The following is an 18,754-nucleotide window of genomic DNA, read 5'->3' on the forward strand; positions in this document are numbered from 1 at the left end:
CCTCCCCCACCCCCCCGTATTGGAGTTCACCCGATGGGCAACCATCTGGCATTGGTCACCGACGAGACCAGCATTGCCATTGACTACGACATGCCGCTCCTGCTCGATGCCTGCCAAGCAGCGGGAATCAGAGCCGAGATATGTTCCTGGCGGGATCCGGACATCGAATGGGACCGCTTCGACGCCGTCCTGCTGCGCTCTCCCTGGAGCTATGTGGAGAGCCTGCACCTGTTCCTGGAATGGTGCGAGTACGTCACCGACGTGACGCACCTGTTCAACCCGCTGCCGGTGGTGCGGTGGAACCTCGACAAGCACTACCTGGCCGATCTGGCCGCGGCCGGCGTACCGGTCGTGCCGAGCGGATTCGTGGCCCCCGGCGCGGACGCGGCGGCGGCCGTACGCACCTTCCTCGCCCGGCACGACGGGGCCCGGGAGATCGTGGTGAAGCCCACCGTCGGCGCCTACTCCAAGGACGTGCAGCGCTTCCCCCGGTCGTCACAGGCCGAGGCAGCCGCATACGTGGCCAAGCTGCTCGACCAGGACCGCCACGTCATCCTGCAGCCCTACCTTGACTCGGTCGACCACCACGGCGAAACCGACCTCATCCACTTCGGCGGCGTCTACAGCCACGCCATCCGCAAGCGCGCGCTGCTCCTGCCGGACGGCACCGTCGACGAACCGACCCAGGAGGCCCGCACGGCGCGGGACGCCGCCGAGGACGAACGCGCGGTCGCCTCGGCCGCGCTGGACGCCGCGGCCGCACACCTCGAACTGGCCGAACCGCTGCTCTACGGCCGCGTCGACCTCATCCGCGACGCCGACGGACAGCCCCTGGTCCTGGAACTGGAGCTTTGCGAACCTTCGTTCAGCATGCCGTTCTCTGAACCCTCGGCCACACGGTTCGCGCAGGTCATCGCAGTACGGCTCGAAGAAATCTCCCGCAACCGCAAGAACGGACAGTCATGACCGCGCAACAGGGTTCCCTCGCCCCCCTCACCACGCCCACGGTCTCCAGCGGCACCCTCTACGCCGCGCTCGGAGTGGTCAGCTTCTCCTTCAGCTTCCCCGGGACGATGTGGGCGCTCGACGGGTTCGGGCCGTGGAGCGCCATCGGCGTCCGCGGGGTGCTCGCCGCCCTCCTCGCGTTCGCCGCACTCCTGCTGACCCGGGCGCCGTTGCCGGCCCGCGGGGACTGGCCCGCGCTCGCCGTCGTCGCGGGCGGCTGCGCGGTCGGCTTCCCCCTCCTCACCACGCTCGCCCTGCAGACCTCGTCCACCGCCAACTCGGCCGTCGTGATCGGCGCCCTGCCCATGGCCACGGCCGTGTTCTCCGCCGTCCTCACCCGGCGCAGCCCCTCGAAGGTCTTCTGGGCCGCGGCCGGCGTCGGAGCGGCGACCGTCATCGTGTACACGCTGTCGCAGAACCACGGCCGGCCGACCGTCGCGGACCTCTACCTCTTCGGCGCCCTGCTGGTCTGCGCGGCGGGCTACGCCCAGGGCGGCCGGCTCTCCGCCCGCATGCCGGGCTGGCGCGTCATCGCCTGGGGCGTCGTCCTCGCCGCTCCCGTCAACCTCGCCGTGGCCCTGTGGGCCCTCCCCCACGAGCCCGTCCACCTCACCGCCAAGGCCGTGGTCGGCATGGCCTACATCGCGGGCATCTCGCAGTTCGGCGGCTTCGTCGTCTGGTACAAGGGCATGGGCCTCATCGGCGTGGCGCGCGCCAGCCAGCTCCAGCTCGCCCAGCCCCTGCTGACGCTGGTCTGGGCGGTGCTCCTGCTCGGCGAACACATCACCTGGGCCGTCCCCCTGACCGCCGCCATCGTCCTCACCTGCATCGTCACCACCCAACGCGCCCGCACGTCCTGACCCCCACCGACGGGCCCCCACCCGGCGCCCGCCGGAAATAGCAAAAGCCCCAGGTCACGGCGAGTGAGTCCTGGGGCTTCTACAGAGCCGCCTTCGGGATTCGAACCCGAGACCTACGCATTACGAGTGCGTTGCTCTGGCCAACTGAGCTAAGGCGGCACCGCTGGATCGACAAGAATTCCCCCGGAGAGGTGCTCTCATCAGCAGCGGCGCCAAGTCTACAGGGTTGAACGGGGTGCCCCGAACCGGGTTGTGCGCAGGGGGGTGGCGGGGGTCAGCAGCGCTTGGCCGGGGGTGGGGGAGTGCCGTCCAGGAGGTAGCGGTTGATCGCCGTGTCGACGCAGTCGCTGCCGCGCCCGTACGCCGTGTGGCCGTCGCCGTCGTAGGTCAGCAGGGTGCCCGAGTCGAGCTGGTCCGCGAGGCCCTGGGCCCACTTGTACGGGGTCGCCGGGTCCCGGGTGGTGCCGACGACCACGATCGGCGCTGCCCCCTTCGCGGTCAGCCGGCCCGCCGTGCCGGTGGCCTGCACCGGCCAGTAGGCGCAGTTCAGCGACGCCCAGGCCAGCCCCGCCCCGAAGACCGGCGAGGCCTTCTCGAAGGACGGCAGCGCTGCCTCGACCGCCGCCGGTCCGGCGAAGGCCGGGGGCTGGTCCAGGCAGTTCACGGCGGCGTTCGCGAACATCAGGTTCGCGTACTTGCCGTCCGGCTCCCGCTCGTAGTAGCTGTCCGCGAGCGCCAGCAGGCCCGAGCCGTCGCCGCCCAGCGCCGCCGTGAGCGCCTCGCGCAGCTGCGGCCACGCGCTCTCGTCGTACAGCGCCGCGATCACCCCGGTCGTCGCCAGGGACTCGCCGAGCGGCCGGGCCGCGTCGCCCGTGGGCAGGGGCCGGCCGTCGACCTTGCGGAAGAACTCCGCCAGCCGCTGCGCCACCGCGTCCGGGGAGCCCTGCCCGAGCGGGCAGGCGGGCTGCTTCACGCAGTCCTTGGCGAAGGAACGGAAGGCGGTCTCGAAGCCCTCCGTCTGGTCCCGGTTCATCTCCAGCGCGGACCGGGAGGGGTCCATCGCGCCGTCCAGGACCAGCCGGCCCACGCGGCCGGGGAACAGGTTCGCGTACGTCGCGCCGAGGAAGGTGCCGTAGGAGGCCCCCACGTACGTCAGCTTCTTGTCACCCAGCACCGCGCGCAGCATGTCCATGTCCCGCGCCGCGTCGACGGTCGAGACGTGCGGCAGGATCCGCCGCGAGTGCGTCTCGCAGCCCGCCGCGAACTCCTTGAACGCTGCCACCAGCAGCGCCTGCTCCGCCTTGTCGTCCGGCGTCTGGTCCACCTGGGTGTACTTGTCCATCGCCGGGTCGGTCAGGCACTCGACCGGAGTGCTGCGGTCCACTCCGCGCGGGTCGAAGGACACCATGTCGTACTGGGCGCGGACCGCCGCCGGGTAGCCGATGCCCGCGTAGGCCTGGAGGTACCCGATACCCGACCCGCCGGGGCCGCCCGGGTTGACCACCAGGGAGCCGAGCCGCTTCCCCGGGCCCGTCGCCACCCGGCGGGCCACCGCCAGGTCGATCGCCTGGGCCGATCCGGGAGTTCCCGGGTCCGCGTAGTCCAGGGGGGCCTTCATCGTGGAGCACTGGAAGCCCGGCACACCGCACTCGCGCCAGCTCAGCTTCTGCTCGTAGTACGGACGCAGCGCCGCCGGTACGGTGCCCGGCGCGGCCGCAGACGCGGAGGCGCGGGGCTCCCCCAGTCCACCGGAGGTGCACCCGGAGAGCAGCAGCCCGGCAGCTGCGATCACGGTTCCGGTCGTACGCAGCAGGCGACTGGTGTCCATGCGGCGAGCCTACGACTTGCCGGACGCCTCGGACGGCGCCGCGACGGCCGCTGCGGCCGCCCGTCGGGCGCGGAGCACCCCTTCCCCCGGGGAGCCCCGGGCGGAAGGGGACGCGCCGGGGCGCGGGCGCCGGACCCCTCGTACGGGTGACGCCTCAACGGGAGCTTCGCTCAGCCCGCCCGCAGCGCCATCGTCATGGCCTCCACCGCGAGGAGCGGGGCCACGTTCCGGTCGAGGGCGTCCCGGCACGCGATAATCGCCTCGATGCGCCGCAGGGTCCGCTCGGGGCCCGAGGCGCGGGCGATCCGGTCGAGGTCCGCCCGTATCTCCTCGTTCGCGATGGCCAGGCCCGAGCCGAGCTGGAGGGCCAGCACGTCCCGGTAGAAGCCGGTGAGGTCGATCAGCGCCAGGTCGAGGCTGTCGCGCTGGGTCCGGGTACGACGGCGCTTCTGCCGGTCCTCCAGCTCCTTCATCACGCCCGCCGTACCGCGCGGCATCCGGCTGCCCGCCCCCGCTCCGGCACCGAGCGCGGCCCTCAGCTCCTCGGTCTCCTTGGTGTCGACCTCCTCCGCGACCTGCTTGGCGTCCTCGGCGGCGGCATCGACGAGCTCCTGGGCGGCTTTCAGGCAGCCGCCCACATCGTCCACGCGCAGCGGGAGCCGCAGCACGGTGGCGCGGCGCGACCTGGCTGCCTCGTCGGTCGCCAGCCGGCGCGCCCGGCCGATGTGCCCCTGGGTCGCGCGGGCGGCGGCAGCGGCGACGGCGGGCTCGATGCCGTCGCGCCGCACCAGCACATCGGCGACGGCGGCCACGGGCGGGGTGCGCAGCGTCAGGTGCCGGCAGCGGGAGCGGATGGTGGGCAGCACGTCCTCCAGGGACGGCGCGCACAGCAGCCACACCGTCCGCGGAGCGGGCTCCTCCACGGCCTTGAGCAGCACGTTGCCCGCGCCTTCGGTGAGCCGGTCGGCATCCTCCAGGACGATGACCTGCCAGCGCCCGACGGCGGGCGACAGCTGGGCCCGGCGGACCAGTTCGCGGGTCTCCTTCACGCCGATGGACAGCAGGTCGGTGCGGACGATCTCCACATCGGCGTGGGTGCCGACGAGGGTGGTGTGGCAGCCCTCGCAGAAGCCGCAGCCCGGCTCGCCCCCGAGGGCGCGGTCGGGGCTGGTGCACTGGAGGGCGGCCGCGAAGGCGCGGGCGGCGGTGGACCGGCCGGAGCCGGGCGGTCCGGTGAACAGCCAGGCGTGGGTCATCTTGGACGCGGCCGGGGGCGGCACTCCGTCCGAGACTGCCGTGACCAGGGCGTCCGCGTCACGGGCGGCGGCGGCGAGCTGTGCCTGCACGCGATCCTGTCCCACCAGGTCGTCCCATACGGGCATCCCGCCCACCGCCTTTCCCTGTCTGCGCCGTGTAGGCGTGTACGTGTTCGCGTGCTGACCGAGTGCCTGTCCACATTGTGGCGGTAGCCACTGACATCGACCGACGACCCGGCCCCGGCTCAGCGGCGGCGGCGCGGCCGGTCGCCGTCGCCCTCGCCCTCGTCGTCCGGGCGCGGGCCGAGGAGCTCGTCGGCCAGCGTCGGCAGGTCGTCCAGCGGGGTCGTCTCGGCCCACTCCGAGCGGGTCCGGTGCGGCCGGCCGTCGGGGTCCAGGGCCGGGAGCTCGCGCGTCACGTCGTTGCCGGCGTCCCGGAACACGCCCGGAGGCACCCGGTCGGCGGGGCTCTCCTGCGAGTGGCGGGCGGTGGGGCGCGACGCGGACGGGGCCGCGGAACGCGACGGAGCCGACGGGGTACGGCCGGTCCCGGCGGGCCGGTCCCGGCGCGGGTCCTCGGGGCGGACCGGCGGCAGGACGGAGGTCTCCGCCGCAGGGTCGACCTTCGGGACCGGCACCGTCTGCGTGACGTCGTCGGGCTGCACGACCCGCTTGACCACCGGGGTTTCGACCGTGATGGCATCGTCGGGATGCGGCCGCCGGGACTGCGGCTGCTCGGGCTCCTTGCGCATCGAAACAGCGCGAGCCTCAGGAACCACGGAAGCCGCAGGAGCCGCAGGAGCCGCAGGAGCCTCCGGGGCCGCCTCGGGGCCCGGTTCCGCAGCCGTCCGGGCAGCAGCGGCCGCAGCCGCCGCGGCGGCCGACGCCTCCGCGAGCCGGCGCGCCTCCTCGGCCCGCAGCAGGGCCTCCTCGGCCCGCCGCTGCTTCTCCAGCCGCCGCTCCTCCGCCTCGGCCCGCAGCCGGGCCTCCTCCTCGGCCTGCTTGCGCAGCCGCTCCGCCTCCACCGCGCGCGCCCGCTCCTCGGCCTCCGCACGCAGTCGCGCGGCCTCGGCCCGGACGCGGGCCTCCTCCTCGGCCCGCCGCCGCTCCTCCTCCGCCTTTCGGGCGGCCTCGGCCTCCGCCTTGATCCGGGCGGCCTCAGCCTCACGGGCCTGGCGGGCTTCTTCCTCCGCCCGCAGCCTGGCTTCCTCCGCCTTGCGCGCCGCCTCTTCCTCGGCCTTGCGCCTGGCCTCCTCCTCGGCGAACCGGCGGGCCTCGGCCCGGGCGGCGACCTCGGCCTCGGAGAGCGGCAGCATCCGGTCCAGGCGGTGCCGCACGACGGTGGTCACCGAGCCGGGGTCCTGGCCGGCGTCGACCACCAGGTAACGCCCGGGGTCGGCCGCGGCCAGCGTCAGGAACCCGGCCCGCACCCGCTGGTGGAACTCCGTCGGCTCCGACTCCAGCCGGTCCGGCGCCTCCGTGAACCGCTCCCTGGCCGTCTCCGGCGACACGTCGAGCAGCACGGTCAGGTTCGGCACCAGTCCGCCCGTGGCCCAGCGGGAGATGCGGGCGATCTCGGTCGGCGACAGGTCGCGCCCGGCGCCCTGGTAGGCCACCGAGGAGTCGACGTAGCGGTCGGTGATCACCACCGCGCCGCGTTCCAGGGCGGGCCGGACCACCGTGTCCACGTGCTCCGCGCGGTCGGCGGCGTACAGCAGTGCCTCGGCGCGGTTCGACAGCCCGGCGGAGGAGACGTCCAGAAGGATGGAGCGCAGCCGCTTGCCGACGGGCGTCGCCCCGGGCTCACGCGTCACGACGACCTCGTGGCCCTTGCCGCGTATCCAATCGGCCAGCGCCTCCACCTGGGTGGACTTGCCGGCGCCGTCACCGCCCTCCAGGGCGATGAAGAACCCGGTCGCCGACGGCGCCTGTACCGGCTCCCCGCCCCGCAGAGCCTCGCGCAGGTCACGGCGCAGCGGCACACCGCCGCGGTCGTCGGCCTTGGCCAGGACCAGCACCGCGACCGGCAGCAGCAGCGCGCCGACCAGCATCAGGGTGAACGAGGCGCCCCCGTGGGCGAACACCACCCGGCCGCCGCCCAGCCGGTGCGGGCCGATGGCCGCGGCGAGGACGGGGGCGAGGACGGCCCCGACGGCGACGGCCACCCGGACGACCGCCTGGAGGTGCTCGGTGACCCGGGCCCGGCGGAACTCCTCGGTCTCCTGGTCGAGCAGGGTGTGCCCCGTACTGGCGGCCACCCCCGCGGCCAGACCGGCCGACAGCGACAGGAACAGCACGGTCGCCGTGTCCGGGACCAGCCCGGCCAGCAGCAGCGCGAGCCCCGTCACCGCTATGGCGAGCGCCAGCAGCCGGCGCCGCGACAGCCCCGGCAGCACCTTGCCGGCCTGCGCGGCCCGGATACCGAGCCCCGTACCGCCGACCAGGGCGAGGACCAGCAGCGCGTACGAAGAGGGGCCCCCGCCGAGGTCGAAGGCGTGCAGCACCGCCACGGAGGCGGCGCAGGCCACGGCCGCGGCAACGGCGGCGCAGGCCGTCACGAGCAGCGCGATGGCTCCCGTACGCCCCTTCTCCGGCCGGTCCCCCGCCTTGGGGGCGCGCAGCCCCTCCAGCGGTGACCTCGGACGCGGGGTCTTCGTCTCGGGGAGCACCAGCGGCAGCAGCAGGGAGACCGACGCGGCGAACAGGCCGGCGGCGACGTACGAACCCAGCGCCGCCTCGTTCTCGGCGAACCACTCCACGCCCAGACCGAGGGCCCGCCCGATCAGGGTCGCGGCCAGCAGCACGGCCGCGGCGACGGGCATCGCGGCGAATCCCGTACGCAGCGTCAGGCGCCGCAGGGTGTCCAGGTGGTCGGGGAGCGGCCGCACGGTCGCGCCCTCCGGCGGCGGCGCGGGGAGCAGGGCGGGGGCGGCGCTCTCCTTTGCCAGCGTCCACAGCCGCTCGGCGGCACCGGAGGCGAAGACGGTGGCCAGCAGTGCGGTCGTGGCCTGCGCCGGGATCCAGTCGAGCCAGAGCGGGGCGACGACGAACAGTGCTATCCGCACCCCGTCGGCGCCGACCATCGTCCAGCGGCGGTCCAGCCTGCCGCCGGGGGCGGTCAGCTGGGAGATCGGGCCGAGGAGCACGGCGCCGAAGAGCAGCGTCGCCAGGATCCGGACGCCGAAGACGGCGGCGACGGCGAAGGCGGCGCCGCGGTATCCGCCGCCGAAGGTCTCCTCGGAGACGGCCGCCTGGAGGGTCAGCAACACCAGCACCAGCAGGGCGAGGGCATCGCCGATGCCGCTCACCAGCTGGGCGCTCCAGAGCCGGCGCAGCCTGGGCGTGCGCAGCAGGGCGCGTACCGCTCTCTCGCGGGAGTCGGCGGCTAGGGCTTCGTCGTAGGTGGGGTCTTCGGGGGCGGTCACGACCGGTGGCTGCTCGGCTCGCGTCATCCGCCCAGCCTATCCGCTGCGCTTGGCGCTCGCGGAGCCTGTGGATAACCCCCGGTGGGACCCCGGATCCGCGGCAGCCGCCGTGCCCGATGGGGGGGTGCGGGGCTTCGCCCCGGGCCCGGTCCGCCGACGGAGCCCGCCGCTGCGCGTGGCCGGTCCCCTACCCGCCCTTCCACCGTTCCCCGGGCTCCGCCCGGACCCGCGCCTCAAGCGCCGACGGGGCGGGGGGCCGGCTCAAGCGCCGGCGGGGCTGGGGGGGCCGGCTCACGCCCGGCGGGGCTGGGTTCCCAGGCCCGCCGGGGGTGCGCGGCGCGGGGTTCTAGTCGTCCGACGTCGGGGCGGACGCCGCCGTCTTCTTCGCCGCGGGGGCCTTCTTCGCGACGGCCTTCTTCGCCGTCGTCGTCTTCTTCGCCGCGGCGGTCTTCGTCGCCGTGGCCTTCTTGGCGGTGGCCTTCTTCGCCGGAGCCTTCTTCGCCGTCTTCTTCGCGGGCCCCTTCGCCCGCTTCTCGGCGAGCAGCTCGTAGCCCCGCTCCGGCGTGATCGTCTCGACGTCGTCGTCCCGCCGCAGCGTCGCGTTCGTCTCGCCGTCCGTCACGTACGGCCCGAACCGCCCGTCCTTGACGACCACCGGCTTCTCGCTCACCGGGTCCGTGCCCAGCTCCTTGAGCGGCGGCTTGGCCGCAGCCCGCCCCCGCTGCTTCGGCTGCGCGTAGATCGCGAGCGCCTCGTCCAGCGTGATCGAGAACAGCTGGTCCTCGGTCTCCAGCGACCGCGAGTCCGTGCCCTTCTTGAGGTACGGGCCGTAGCGGCCGTTCTGCGCCGTGATCTCCACGCCCTCCGCGTCCACGCCCACGACCCGCGGGAGGGACATCAGCTTCAGCGCGTCGTCCAGCGTCACCGTGTCCAGGGACATCGACTTGAACAGCGAGGCCGTCCGCGGCTTCACCGCGTTCTTGCCCGTTTTCGGCGTGCCCTCGGGCAGGATCTCCGTCACGTACGGCCCGTAGCGGCCGTCCTTCGCGACGATCTGGTTCCCGCTCACCGGGTCGGCGCCCAGCTCGAACTCGCCGCTCGGCTTCGCGAAGAGCTCCTCCGCGTAGTCCGTCGTCAGCTCGTCGGGCGCGAGGTCGTCGGGGACGTCCGCCCGCTGGTGGCCCTCGGCGTCCTTCTCACCGCGCTCCACGTACGGCCCGTAACGGCCGACGCGCAGCACGATCCCGTCGCCGACGGGGAACGAGGAGATCTCCCGGGCGTCGATCGCACCCAGGTCGGTGACGAGTTCCTTGAGACCGCCGAGGTGGTCGCCGTCGGCCGGTACGACCTCCGACGCGTCCTCCGCACCGAAGTAGAAGCGCTTGAGCCACGGCACGGACTGGGCCTCGCCCCGCGCGATGCGGTCGAGGTCGTCCTCCATCTTCGCGGTGAAGTCGTAGTCGACGAGCCGCCCGAAGTGGGTCTCCAGCAGGTTGACGACGGCGAACGACAGGAAGGACGGCACCAGTGCCGTGCCCTTCTTGAAGACGTAGCCGCGGTCCAGGATCGTGCCGATGATCGACGCGTACGTCGACGGCCGGCCGATCTCCCGCTCCTCCAGCTCCTTGACCAGCGAGGCCTCGGTGTAGCGGGCCGGCGGCTTGGTCGAGTGGCCGTCCGCCGTGATCTCCTCGGCCGACAGCGCGTCGCCCTCGGCGACCTGCGGCAGCCGCTTCTCGCGGTCGTCCAGCTCCGCGTTCGGGTCGTCCGCGCCCTCGACGTACGCCTTCATGAAGCCGTGGAAGGTGATCGTCTTGCCCGAGGCGCTGAACTCGGCGTCACGGCCGTCGGAGGCCCGGCCGCCGATCTTCACGGTCACCGAGTTCCCGACCGCGTCCTTCATCTGAGAGGCGACGGTCCGCTTCCAGATCAGCTCGTACAGGCGGAACTGGTCGCCGGTCAGACCCGTCTCGGCCGGCGTGCGGAAACGATCACCCGAAGGCCGGATCGCCTCGTGCGCCTCCTGCGCGTTCTTGACCTTGCCCGCGTAGACGCGCGGCTTCTCCGGCAGGTAGTCGGCGCCGTACAGCTGCGTGACCTGCGCCCGCGCCGCCGACACCGCGGTGTCGGAGAGCGTGGTGGAGTCCGTACGCATGTAGGTGATGAAGCCGTTCTCGTACAGCTTCTGCGCCACCTGCATCGTCGCCTTCGCACCGAAGCCCAGCTTGCGCGAGGCCTCCTGCTGGAGCGTCGTCGTGCGGAACGGGGCGTACGGGGAGCGGCGGTACGGCTTGGACTCGACCGACCGGACGGCGAACGACGTCTGCTCCAGCGCGGCGGCCAGGGCCCGCGCGTTCGCCTCGTCGAGGTGCAGGACCTCGCTCTTGAGCTGCCCGTTCGAGCCGAAGTCACGGCCCTGCGCGATGCGCTTGCCGTCGACCGCGTTCAGGCGGGCGACCAGCGTGGACGGGTCCGACGGGTCACCGGCGCGCCCGGTGGCGAAGGTGCCGGTCAGGTCCCAGTACTCGGCGGAACGGAACGCGATGCGCTCGCGCTCCCGCTCGACGACGAGGCGGGTGGCCACCGACTGGACGCGGCCCGCCGAAAGCTTCGGCATGACCTTCTTCCACAGGACCGGCGAGACCTCGTAGCCGTAGAGGCGGTCGAGGATGCGGCGGGTCTCCTGCGCGTCGACCATGCGCTGGTTCAGCTCGCGCGGGTTGGCGACGGCGTCGCGGATCGCGTCCTTGGTGATCTCGTGGAAGACCATCCGGTGGACGGGGACCTTGGGCTTGAGGACTTCCTGGAGGTGCCACGCGATGGCCTCGCCCTCGCGGTCCTCATCGGTGGCGAGGAAGAGCTCGTCGGACTCGGCCAGCAGCTCCTTGAGCTTCCTGACCTGAGCCTTCTTGTCCGCATTCACCACATAGATCGGCTGGAAATCGTGCTCGACGTCGACGCCGAGACGGCGGACCTCGCCGGTGTACTTGTCGGGAACCTCGGCCGCGCCGCTGGGGAGGTCGCGGATGTGCCCGACGCTCGCCTCGACGACGTATCCCGGGCCGAGGTAGCCCTTGATCGTCTTCGCCTTGGCAGGGGACTCGACGATGACGAGTCGGCGGCCGCCCTCTGCGGTCTCGCTAGTCGGGGACAACTTGGCTCTTCTCTCCGGTCGGCACTCGGTCGCGGTACGGCGACGCTGCGGAGTGTGACGGTACAACCCGCCCCCGTGTCAAACGGGACAAGCCCGCAACGGCCACTCGAACGGTAACCCGACAAGTGCCACTTCTGCCGCCCGGATACCGCGCCGGGCCCTTGGCGATCACCGGGCCGAGTGGCCGGGGGGCCGTCTGGCCCCGCTCCGGAAGCAGAGCCCGGAGGCCGTCCGGCCCCGCTCCGGAAGCAAGGCTCGGGGGCTGTCCGGGCCCGTTCCGCAAGCGGGCCGGAAGTGCACCGGAGCCGGGCCCGGAAGCGGGCCGGACCCCGGTCCCACGGGGTCCGCGAACCGCTCGACGGAGCGCCCCGCAAGGGCGGGGCGCACGTCCGCAGCCACCGGCGCGCGCCACGCGGCGCGCGCCCCCGCCGCCGCCCGGGCCGGGTCCGCCGGCTACCGCCCGGGCGCGGTGACGGGCTCCAGGAAACCCTGCTCCACCAGCATCCGGATCGCCTCCGGAGTGCGGTCGCGCAGGACGACCGGGTCCTCTTGCATCAGCTGCGCGATCGCGTCCAGGATCCGCCCGGCGCTGAGTGAGCCGTCACACACCCCGGCGAAGCCCGCCCCGACCGTGTCCACCTTGGTGGCCCGCCGCATCCCGCGGTTCTGCCGCAGCACCACGTGCTCCGGATCCTCCGCCCCGGGCGCGCCGACCTGCTCCTGGACGACCTCCTCGGCCAGCGCGAAGTACCCCGCGAGCAGGGCGGCGTCATCGTGCTCGCGCAGGAAGTCCTGGCGGGCGAAGTGGGCCAGGACCGTCTCCCCGAGCGGCTGCTCCACCGAGTGCGGCCACTCCTCCACCACGATCGAAGGCTCGGCGGCGTCCGACCGGCGCAGGGTGATCCAGCCGAAGCCGACCGCCTTGGTCTTGCGGGCCTCGAACTCGTCCAGCCAGTCCTCGTACCGCCGCGCGTACTCGGCGGGGTCGGTGCGGTGGTCACCGGCGTCGCGCAGCCACAGCTCGGCGTACTGCGTCACGTCCTGCACGTCCCGCTGCACGATCCACGCGTCGCAGCCGCGCGGCACCCAGGAGCGCAGCCGGTCGCGCCAGTCCTCGCCCTCCACGTGCTGCCAGTTCCCGAGGAACTGCGCGAACCCGCCCGGGTTGAGCCGGGCGCCGGCCTCCTGGACCAGGGTCCGGCACAGGTCGTCGCCGCCCATCCCGCCGTCCCGGTACGTCAGCCGAGCGCCCGGGGAAATGACGAACGGGGGGTTCGACACGATCAGGTCGTACGTGGCGTCCCCCACCGGCTCGAAAAGCGACCCGGCGAGCAGCTCGGCCGCCGGGGCACCCGAGAGCGCAAGCGTCAGCCGGGTGAATTCCAGGGCCCTGGGGTTGACGTCGGTGGCGGTGACCCGCGTCGCGTGCTGGGCGGCGTGCAGCGCCTGGATCCCCGACCCCGTGCCCAGATCCAGGGCAGAGCCGACGGGGATGCGGACGGTGATCCCGGCCAGCGTGGTGGACGCGCCGCCCACACCGAGCACCACGCCCTCCTCGCGGCTGCCGATCCCGCCCGCCCCGCCCACGGCGCAGCCGAGGTCGGAGACGATGAACCAGTCCTCCCCGTCGGGGCCGCCGTAGGGGCGCAGGTCGACGGTGGCCCGCACCGTGTCCTCGCCGTCGGCGGCCTCCTCGCGCCGCAGCCAGCCGTCGGCGAGCGCGGCCTCGACGGGCAGTGCGGCCGCGGCCCGCGCCGAGGGGACCGGCTGCTGGAGCAGGAAGAGCCGGACCAGCGTGGCGAGCGGGGCGTCGGCGTGGTCGCGGGTGGCGCGCAGGGCCGGAACCGTCTCGCTGCGGGCCAGCGCGGCGTAGGCGGGGGCGCCGAGCAGGTCGAGCAGCCCGTCGGCGGTGAAGCCGGCGGCCAGCAGGGCGGTACGGAGCTCGGCGGCGCGGTCGGGCGAGGGGAGGCTGGTGGTACTCACCCGCCCATTGTGGCTGCTGACTCCGACAATGCGTGTGCCGCGCGGCCGTACGGCGGCGGGGGGCGCGAAGGATCCGGGCGAAGCCGGGCCGACGGGGCGGAGATGCGGGCCGGGCCAGTTGCTGCGACCGGTCGTCGGCCGGCGGCAGTGGTACGCGACGGGCGGCGGGGGCCAAGAGGGCGGCGGGGGCCGCCTCCGGCCCCGCCCGGCCGTGTCGACGTACGACGATCACACCACAACCGGCCGCCACCGCACCGACCCCGCCCAGCAGGCGCCCCGCCGAACAGGCGCCGGGCAGTGCCGACGCCGGACCGGGCAGGCGCCCCGCCGGCCGGGCGACGGGCGCTACTTGGCCGATGTCTGGACCTGGCAGCCCTTCTGGCCGTTCATCGCCTTGTCCAGGCCGCCCGACTTGAGCCCGTCCAGCGCGTCCTTCCCGCCCTGCGTCGCGGTCTCCAGGCCACCGGCGACCTCGTTGAGGCCCTCGGCGAACTTCGTCTGGTCCTTGACGTCGAGGGCGTCCATCTTGACCTTGAGGTCGGCGTAGCCCTTCGACGTCGACTCGAAGCCCTTCACCGCCGCCTTCTGCGTCGTCTCGCCGTTCTTCACGGGCGGAACCCCCGCGCCCGACAGGGCGGTCCCCATCGACTTGTACGAGTCCGACATGACCTGGAAGGCGGCCGAGTCGGTCTTCTGGACCTCCTCCGGCTTGCTGCTCTCCGTGGCCACCCGCTTGATGTCGGTGTTGGCGGCCTCGATCTTCTTGAGCTCGGGCTGCCAGGCGTCACAGACCTTCTTGGCCCACGCGTCGGCCTTCTTGTCGCCGTCGTCCCCGCCGCACCCGGACAGCACGAGCATCAGTACCGCACCGCCGGACACCGCGGTCGCAAACTTCTTGTTCACCGGATTGGTCCCTTCGAAGGCTCTCGGCCCGGAAGATACACGCCAGCCATCGGGTGACATGCAACGGCGGACGGACGGCGCGTCAGTCCGCGCCGCCCGTCCGCCGTTCGGGCGTACCTTCGAGCCGGTCGGCTCAGGGTCCCGGCAAGGCCCCGCAGGGGCCGCTCAGAGGCACCGTAGGGCCCGCTCAGAGCCCCTTGAGGCCGCGGTGAGGGGCCGTCAGGAGACCGTCGCCGCGTCGGTGGACGGCGTGGCCACCCGCTCCGCCGCACCGCTCTCGGGGTCGTCGCCGACCGCGATGCCGCGCCGCTTCGAGATGTACACCGCGGCGATGATGACGGCGATGGCGAGGACCGCGACGATGGCCCGCACCGTCGCGCTGGTGTCCGCGCCGTAGCTGAACTGCACGACCGCCGGGGCGATCAGCAGCGCCACCAGGTTCATGACCTTGAGCAGCGGGTTGATGGCCGGGCCCGCGGTGTCCTTGAACGGGTCGCCGACCGTGTCGCCGATCACCGTCGCGGCGTGGGCGTCACTGCCCTTGCCGCCGTGGTGACCGTCCTCCACCAGCTTCTTCGCGTTGTCCCACGCCCCGCCGGAGTTGGCGAGGAAGACGGCCATCAGCGTGCCCGTGCCGATGGCGCCCGCGAGGAACGAGCCGAGCGCGCCGACGCCGAGCGAGAACCCGACCGCGATCGGGGTGAGGACCGCGAGCAGGCCGGGCGTGGCGAGTTCGCGCAGCGCGTCCTTGGTGCAGATGTCGACGACGCGCCCGTACTCGGGCTTCTCCGAGTAGTCCATGATCCCGGGGTGCTCGCGGAACTGCCGGCGCACCTCGTAGACGACGGCGCCCGCGGAGCGGGAGACGGCGTTGATGGCCAGGCCCGAGAACAGGAACACGACGGCCGCGCCGAGGATCAGACCGACCAGGTTGTTGGGCTGGGCGATGTCGAGGCTGAGGTTCATCTCCCCGGCCTTCGCCCCGACCTCCTTCACGGCGGTCGCGATCGCGTCGTTGTACGAGCCGAACAGCGCGGACGCGGCGAGGACCGCGGTCGCGATGGCGATGCCCTTGGTGATGGCCTTCGTCGTATTGCCGACGGCGTCCAGGTCGGTGAGCACCTGCGCGCCCGCGCCCTGCACGTCGCCCGACATCTCGGCGATGCCCTGGGCGTTGTCGGAGACCGGTCCGAAGGTGTCCATGGCGACGATGACGCCGACCGTGGTCAGCAGGCCGGTGCCGGCCAGGGCCACCGCGAACAGCGCCAGCGTGATCGACGCGCCGCCGAGCAGGAACGCCCCGTAGACGCCGAGGCCGATGAGCAGCGCGGTGTAGACGGCGGATTCCAGGCCGACCGAGATGCCGGCGAGGACGACGGTGGCCGCGCCGGTCAGGGAGGACTTGCCGATGTCCCGGACGGGACGGCGGTTGGTCTCGGTGAAGTAGCCGGTCAGCTGCTGGATCAGCGCCGCGAGCACGATGCCGATGGCGACGGCGACGACGGCCAGGATGCGCGGGTCACCGCTGTGGTTGGTGATCGCGGTGTTCTCGACGCCGATGAGCTCCTTGTAGGTGGCCGGCAGGTACGCGTAGACGGCGACCGCGACGAGCACCAGCGAAATCACCGCGGAGATGAAGAACCCGCGGTTGATCGCGGCCATTCCGCTGCGGTCGGAGCGACGCGGGGAGACCGCGAAGATGCCGATCATGGCGGTGATCACGCCGATGGCGGGGACGATCAGGGGGAAGGCCAGGCCCAGGTCGCCGAAGGCGGCCTTGCCGAGGATCAGCGCGGCCACGAGGGTGACGGCGTACGACTCGAAGAGGTCGGCCGCCATCCCCGCGCAGTCGCCGACGTTGTCGCCCACATTGTCGGCGATGGTCGCGGCATTCCGCGGGTCGTCCTCCGGAATGCCCTGCTCGACCTTGCCGACCAGGTCGGCGCCCACGTCGGCGGCCTTGGTGAAGATGCCGCCGCCCACGCGCATGAACATCGCGATGAGGGCCGCGCCGAGGCCGAAGCCCTCCAGGACCTTGGGGGCGTCGGCGGCGTAGACGAGCACGACGCAGGAGGCGCCGAGCAGGCCGAGGCCGACGGTGAACATGCCGACCACGCCGCCGGTGCGGAAGGCGATCTTCATCGCCTTGTGGGACACCTCGGTGAGGTCCTTGGCGGGGCCGCCCTCGGCGGGGGTCGCCTCGCGTGCGGCGGCCGCGACACGGACGTTCGCGCGAACGGCCAGGCGCATGCCGATGTAGCCGGTGGCGGCCGAGAAGAGGGCGCCGACGAGGAAGAAGGCCGACCGGCCGGCCCGCTGGGACCAGTCGTCGGCGGGAAGCAGGAAGAGCAGGAAGAAAACGACGACGGCGAAGACGCCGAGCGTGCGCAGTTGTCGGCCGAGGTAGGCGTTGGCGCCCTCCTGAACGGCGGCGGCGATCTTCTTCATGCTGTCGGTGCCCTCGTCGGCGGCGAGCACCTGGCGGACCAGGATCTGCGCGACGACGAGTGCGGCGAGTGCGACCGCGGCGATCACGATGACGATGAGGCGATTGTCATCGGTGAGCACTGCGGCTGCCAGATCGGAGTTGCCGATCGGCGCGTTGGGGGTGAAGAGCCCCGTCATTCGTCCTCCTTGACGTGATGAGCTCAAGATGTGGACGGATTGTAGGGAGCGCGACCTGATCAAAACAGTGGGCGGCAAACGGAATTGGCCTGCTCTTGCTCCTCAGCAATAGATCGCGTCACTCCATTACCCTCGAAAGTAGTAATGGGGCAAAGGCATTGACGATTGATCATTGAGCCGGATATTCATGGCGGCGCCATCCGGAAAACGGAGAAGGCCCTGCTCAGCAGGGCCTTGATAAAGATCAGAAGATACGATGGCACGCGCACCCATCCCCACCCTGGCGGGCCGGCACCCCCCGCCCCGGAGCCCAACTCCCCACGGCACCACCCCACCACCCGGGCCCCCGGCGAGGCCGAGACCCGCACCACGGCCACCGGACCGACACGGCAGGGACGGAGGACGCGAAGGACGCCGGCGCGGGCCGGAGCCGACCGCAACGCGGGGCACGGGTCAGGGCCGGTGCGAAGCCGGGGCCGAGCGTAGAACGGCGCGCCGACGCGGCGGATCGAGGCGGTCACGGCTGCGGCAGCGGCCCGCGGAAAACGGCGCGCCGAACGGTCCGTCCAGGCGGCGCGCCGACCCGACGGAACGGCCGGTCCAGACGGCGCGACGCGGCCTCACGGCGCGGCCGGTCCAGGCGGCCGCGACTACGGCAGCAGGACCCCGAGACCGGGGCAGGCGGCGCTCACGACTGCGGCAGTGCCGACACCCGCGCGACCGGCCAGGTCATCCGAATGGTCCCGCCCGCTTCGCCGCTGGTCACCTCGACGTCGTCGACGAGCCCGCTGATGACGGCCAGGCCCATCTCGTCCTCGCCCTCGATGTCGGGGTCCAGGACGGCTTCGATCCCCGGAACGGCATCGGCGGGAGCACCGGCCGGACCGGGAAGCTCGTCGCCGACCTCGATGGAGAACAGCTTCTCCTCCTCGATCAGCACGACCCGGACGGGCGCGGTGATCCCGTTGCTGCGGTGCAGCCCGACGGCACGCGAGCAGGCCTCGCCCACGGCGAGGCGCACCTCGTCGAGGACTGCTTCCTCCACACCGGCCCTGCGCGCCACGGCTGCGGCGACCAAACGGGCCGTCCGGACGTGTTCGGGCTGGGCACTGAAGCGGAGTTCAACGGTGGCCATGCGCGTCCCCCTCGGACTACGGGCGCCTCGACTGCGGGCGCCACGAACTGCGGGCGCCACAACCTTCGGGCGCGGGCTCAGGCGCCGAGCGGCTGCTCGGGCGTGCCTTACAGGGGCCCGGACCACCCATGGCCCGGTACCCCCGCCCGTCGTCGGCTCCTTGACGGCTGGTCGCCGTCAGGGAGCGTCAGTCGGTGGCGTTGACGGCGTCTTCCACAGTGGTGTGGATCGGGAACACCTTCGTCAGACCGGTGATACGGAAGATCTTGAGGATGCGCTCCTGGTTGCAGACCAGACGCAGCGAGCCCTCGTGCGCGCGAACGCGCTTGAGGCCTCCCACGAGCACACCGAGGCCGGTGGAGTCGAGGAAGTCCACTCGCTCCATGTCGACAACCAAGTGGTAGCTGCCGTCGTTCACCAACTCCACCAACTGCTCGCGCAGCTTGGGCGCGGTATACACATCAATCTCGCCACCGACCTCTACGACCGTGCGGTCGCCGACAGTGCGAGTCGACAGGGACAGGTCCACGGATCCTCCAGCACCTTGCTATCGAGCGGCGCCCCCCAGGGGCCTCCTTAC

11 protein-coding genes and 1 tRNA gene are annotated in these 18,754 nt (G+C 72.7%); 2 read left to right on the plus strand and 10 right to left on the minus strand.

Annotated elements, in window-relative coordinates; all coding sequences use genetic code 11:
* The first annotated feature begins 33 nt into the window (after positions 1-33).
* Both dcsG and IE207_RS22005 read left to right on the plus strand, forming a co-directional pair.
* Positions 34-966: a D-cycloserine synthetase gene (gene dcsG, locus IE207_RS22000; RefSeq protein ID WP_190185995.1), complete on the plus strand. Its 933-nt coding sequence runs from the start codon at positions 34-36 to the stop codon at positions 964-966.
* On the plus strand, positions 963-1,865 hold the full coding sequence (locus IE207_RS22005; protein ID WP_190185996.1) for a DMT family transporter: 903 nt from the start codon (positions 963-965) through the stop codon (positions 1,863-1,865). The genes dcsG and IE207_RS22005 overlap by 4 nt, the downstream gene beginning before the upstream one ends.
* 85 nt (positions 1,866-1,950) lie before the next feature.
* Here IE207_RS22005 and IE207_RS22010 read toward each other — a convergent pair.
* The 10 genes from IE207_RS22010 to bldG form a co-directional block, all read right to left on the minus strand.
* Positions 1,951-2,024 (minus strand) — tRNA-Thr (locus IE207_RS22010).
* Positions 2,025-2,139: 115 nt separating this feature from the next.
* Entirely contained in the window at positions 2,140-3,693 is a 1,554-nt protein-coding gene (locus IE207_RS22015; RefSeq protein ID WP_190185997.1) for an alpha/beta hydrolase, read from the minus strand.
* 170 nt (positions 3,694-3,863) lie between these two features.
* Positions 3,864-5,075 carry a DNA polymerase III subunit delta' gene (locus IE207_RS22020; RefSeq protein WP_190185998.1) on the minus strand — a complete coding sequence of 404 codons (1,212 nt, stop codon included), beginning with the start codon at positions 5,073-5,075 and terminating at the stop codon, positions 3,864-3,866.
* Between the two features lie 119 nt (positions 5,076-5,194).
* The gene (gene tmk / locus IE207_RS22025) at positions 5,195-8,401 is read right to left on the minus strand and encodes a dTMP kinase (protein WP_190185999.1); all 3,207 of its coding nucleotides are present in this window, start codon (positions 8,399-8,401) and stop codon (positions 5,195-5,197) included.
* A gap of 319 nt (positions 8,402-8,720) precedes the next feature.
* Positions 8,721-11,528 (minus strand): type I DNA topoisomerase, encoded by a 2,808-nt coding sequence (gene topA, locus IE207_RS22030; protein ID WP_190186000.1) that lies wholly within the window; start codon positions 11,526-11,528, stop codon positions 8,721-8,723.
* A gap of 453 nt (positions 11,529-11,981) precedes the next feature.
* Complete coding sequence (locus tag IE207_RS22035; protein WP_190186001.1) at positions 11,982-13,511, minus strand: DUF7059 domain-containing protein; 1,530 nt, start codon at positions 13,509-13,511, stop codon at positions 11,982-11,984.
* Positions 13,512-13,856: 345 nt separating this feature from the next.
* Positions 13,857-14,414 (minus strand): small secreted protein, encoded by a 558-nt coding sequence (locus tag IE207_RS22040; protein WP_190186002.1) that lies wholly within the window; start codon positions 14,412-14,414, stop codon positions 13,857-13,859.
* 219 nt (positions 14,415-14,633) lie between these two features.
* Positions 14,634-17,039, minus strand: coding sequence for a sodium-translocating pyrophosphatase (locus IE207_RS22045; RefSeq protein WP_190186003.1), 2,406 nt, complete (start codon positions 17,037-17,039; stop codon positions 14,634-14,636).
* 688 nt (positions 17,040-17,727) lie between these two features.
* The gene (locus IE207_RS22050; RefSeq protein ID WP_190186004.1) at positions 17,728-18,174 is read right to left on the minus strand and encodes an ATP-binding protein; all 447 of its coding nucleotides are present in this window, start codon (positions 18,172-18,174) and stop codon (positions 17,728-17,730) included.
* A gap of 187 nt (positions 18,175-18,361) precedes the next feature.
* Positions 18,362-18,703: an anti-sigma factor antagonist BldG gene (gene bldG, locus IE207_RS22055; RefSeq protein WP_008743037.1), complete on the minus strand. Its 342-nt coding sequence runs from the start codon at positions 18,701-18,703 to the stop codon at positions 18,362-18,364.
* Positions 18,704-18,754: the final 51 nt, after the last annotated feature.

Origin of the sequence: Streptomyces cirratus, from assembly GCF_014650775.1 — a bacterium.
Taxonomy (GTDB): Bacteria; Actinomycetota; Actinomycetes; order Streptomycetales; family Streptomycetaceae; genus Streptomyces; species Streptomyces cirratus.

Coding starts and splice junctions, on each gene's coding strand:
- IE207_RS22050 (WP_190186004.1), bottom strand. CDS start 18,174: ATGGCCACCGTTGAACTCCGCTTCAGTGCCCAGCCCGAACACGTCCGG.
- dcsG (WP_190185995.1), top strand. CDS start 34: ATGGGCAACCATCTGGCATTGGTCACCGACGAGACCAGCATTGCCATT.
- IE207_RS22015 (WP_190185997.1), bottom strand. CDS start 3,693: ATGGACACCAGTCGCCTGCTGCGTACGACCGGAACCGTGATCGCAGCT.
- IE207_RS22005 (WP_190185996.1), top strand. CDS start 963: ATGACCGCGCAACAGGGTTCCCTCGCCCCCCTCACCACGCCCACGGTC.
- tmk (WP_190185999.1), bottom strand. CDS start 8,401: ATGACGCGAGCCGAGCAGCCACCGGTCGTGACCGCCCCCGAAGACCCC.
- IE207_RS22020 (WP_190185998.1), bottom strand. CDS start 5,075: ATGCCCGTATGGGACGACCTGGTGGGACAGGATCGCGTGCAGGCACAG.
- IE207_RS22045 (WP_190186003.1), bottom strand. CDS start 17,039: ATGACGGGGCTCTTCACCCCCAACGCGCCGATCGGCAACTCCGATCTG.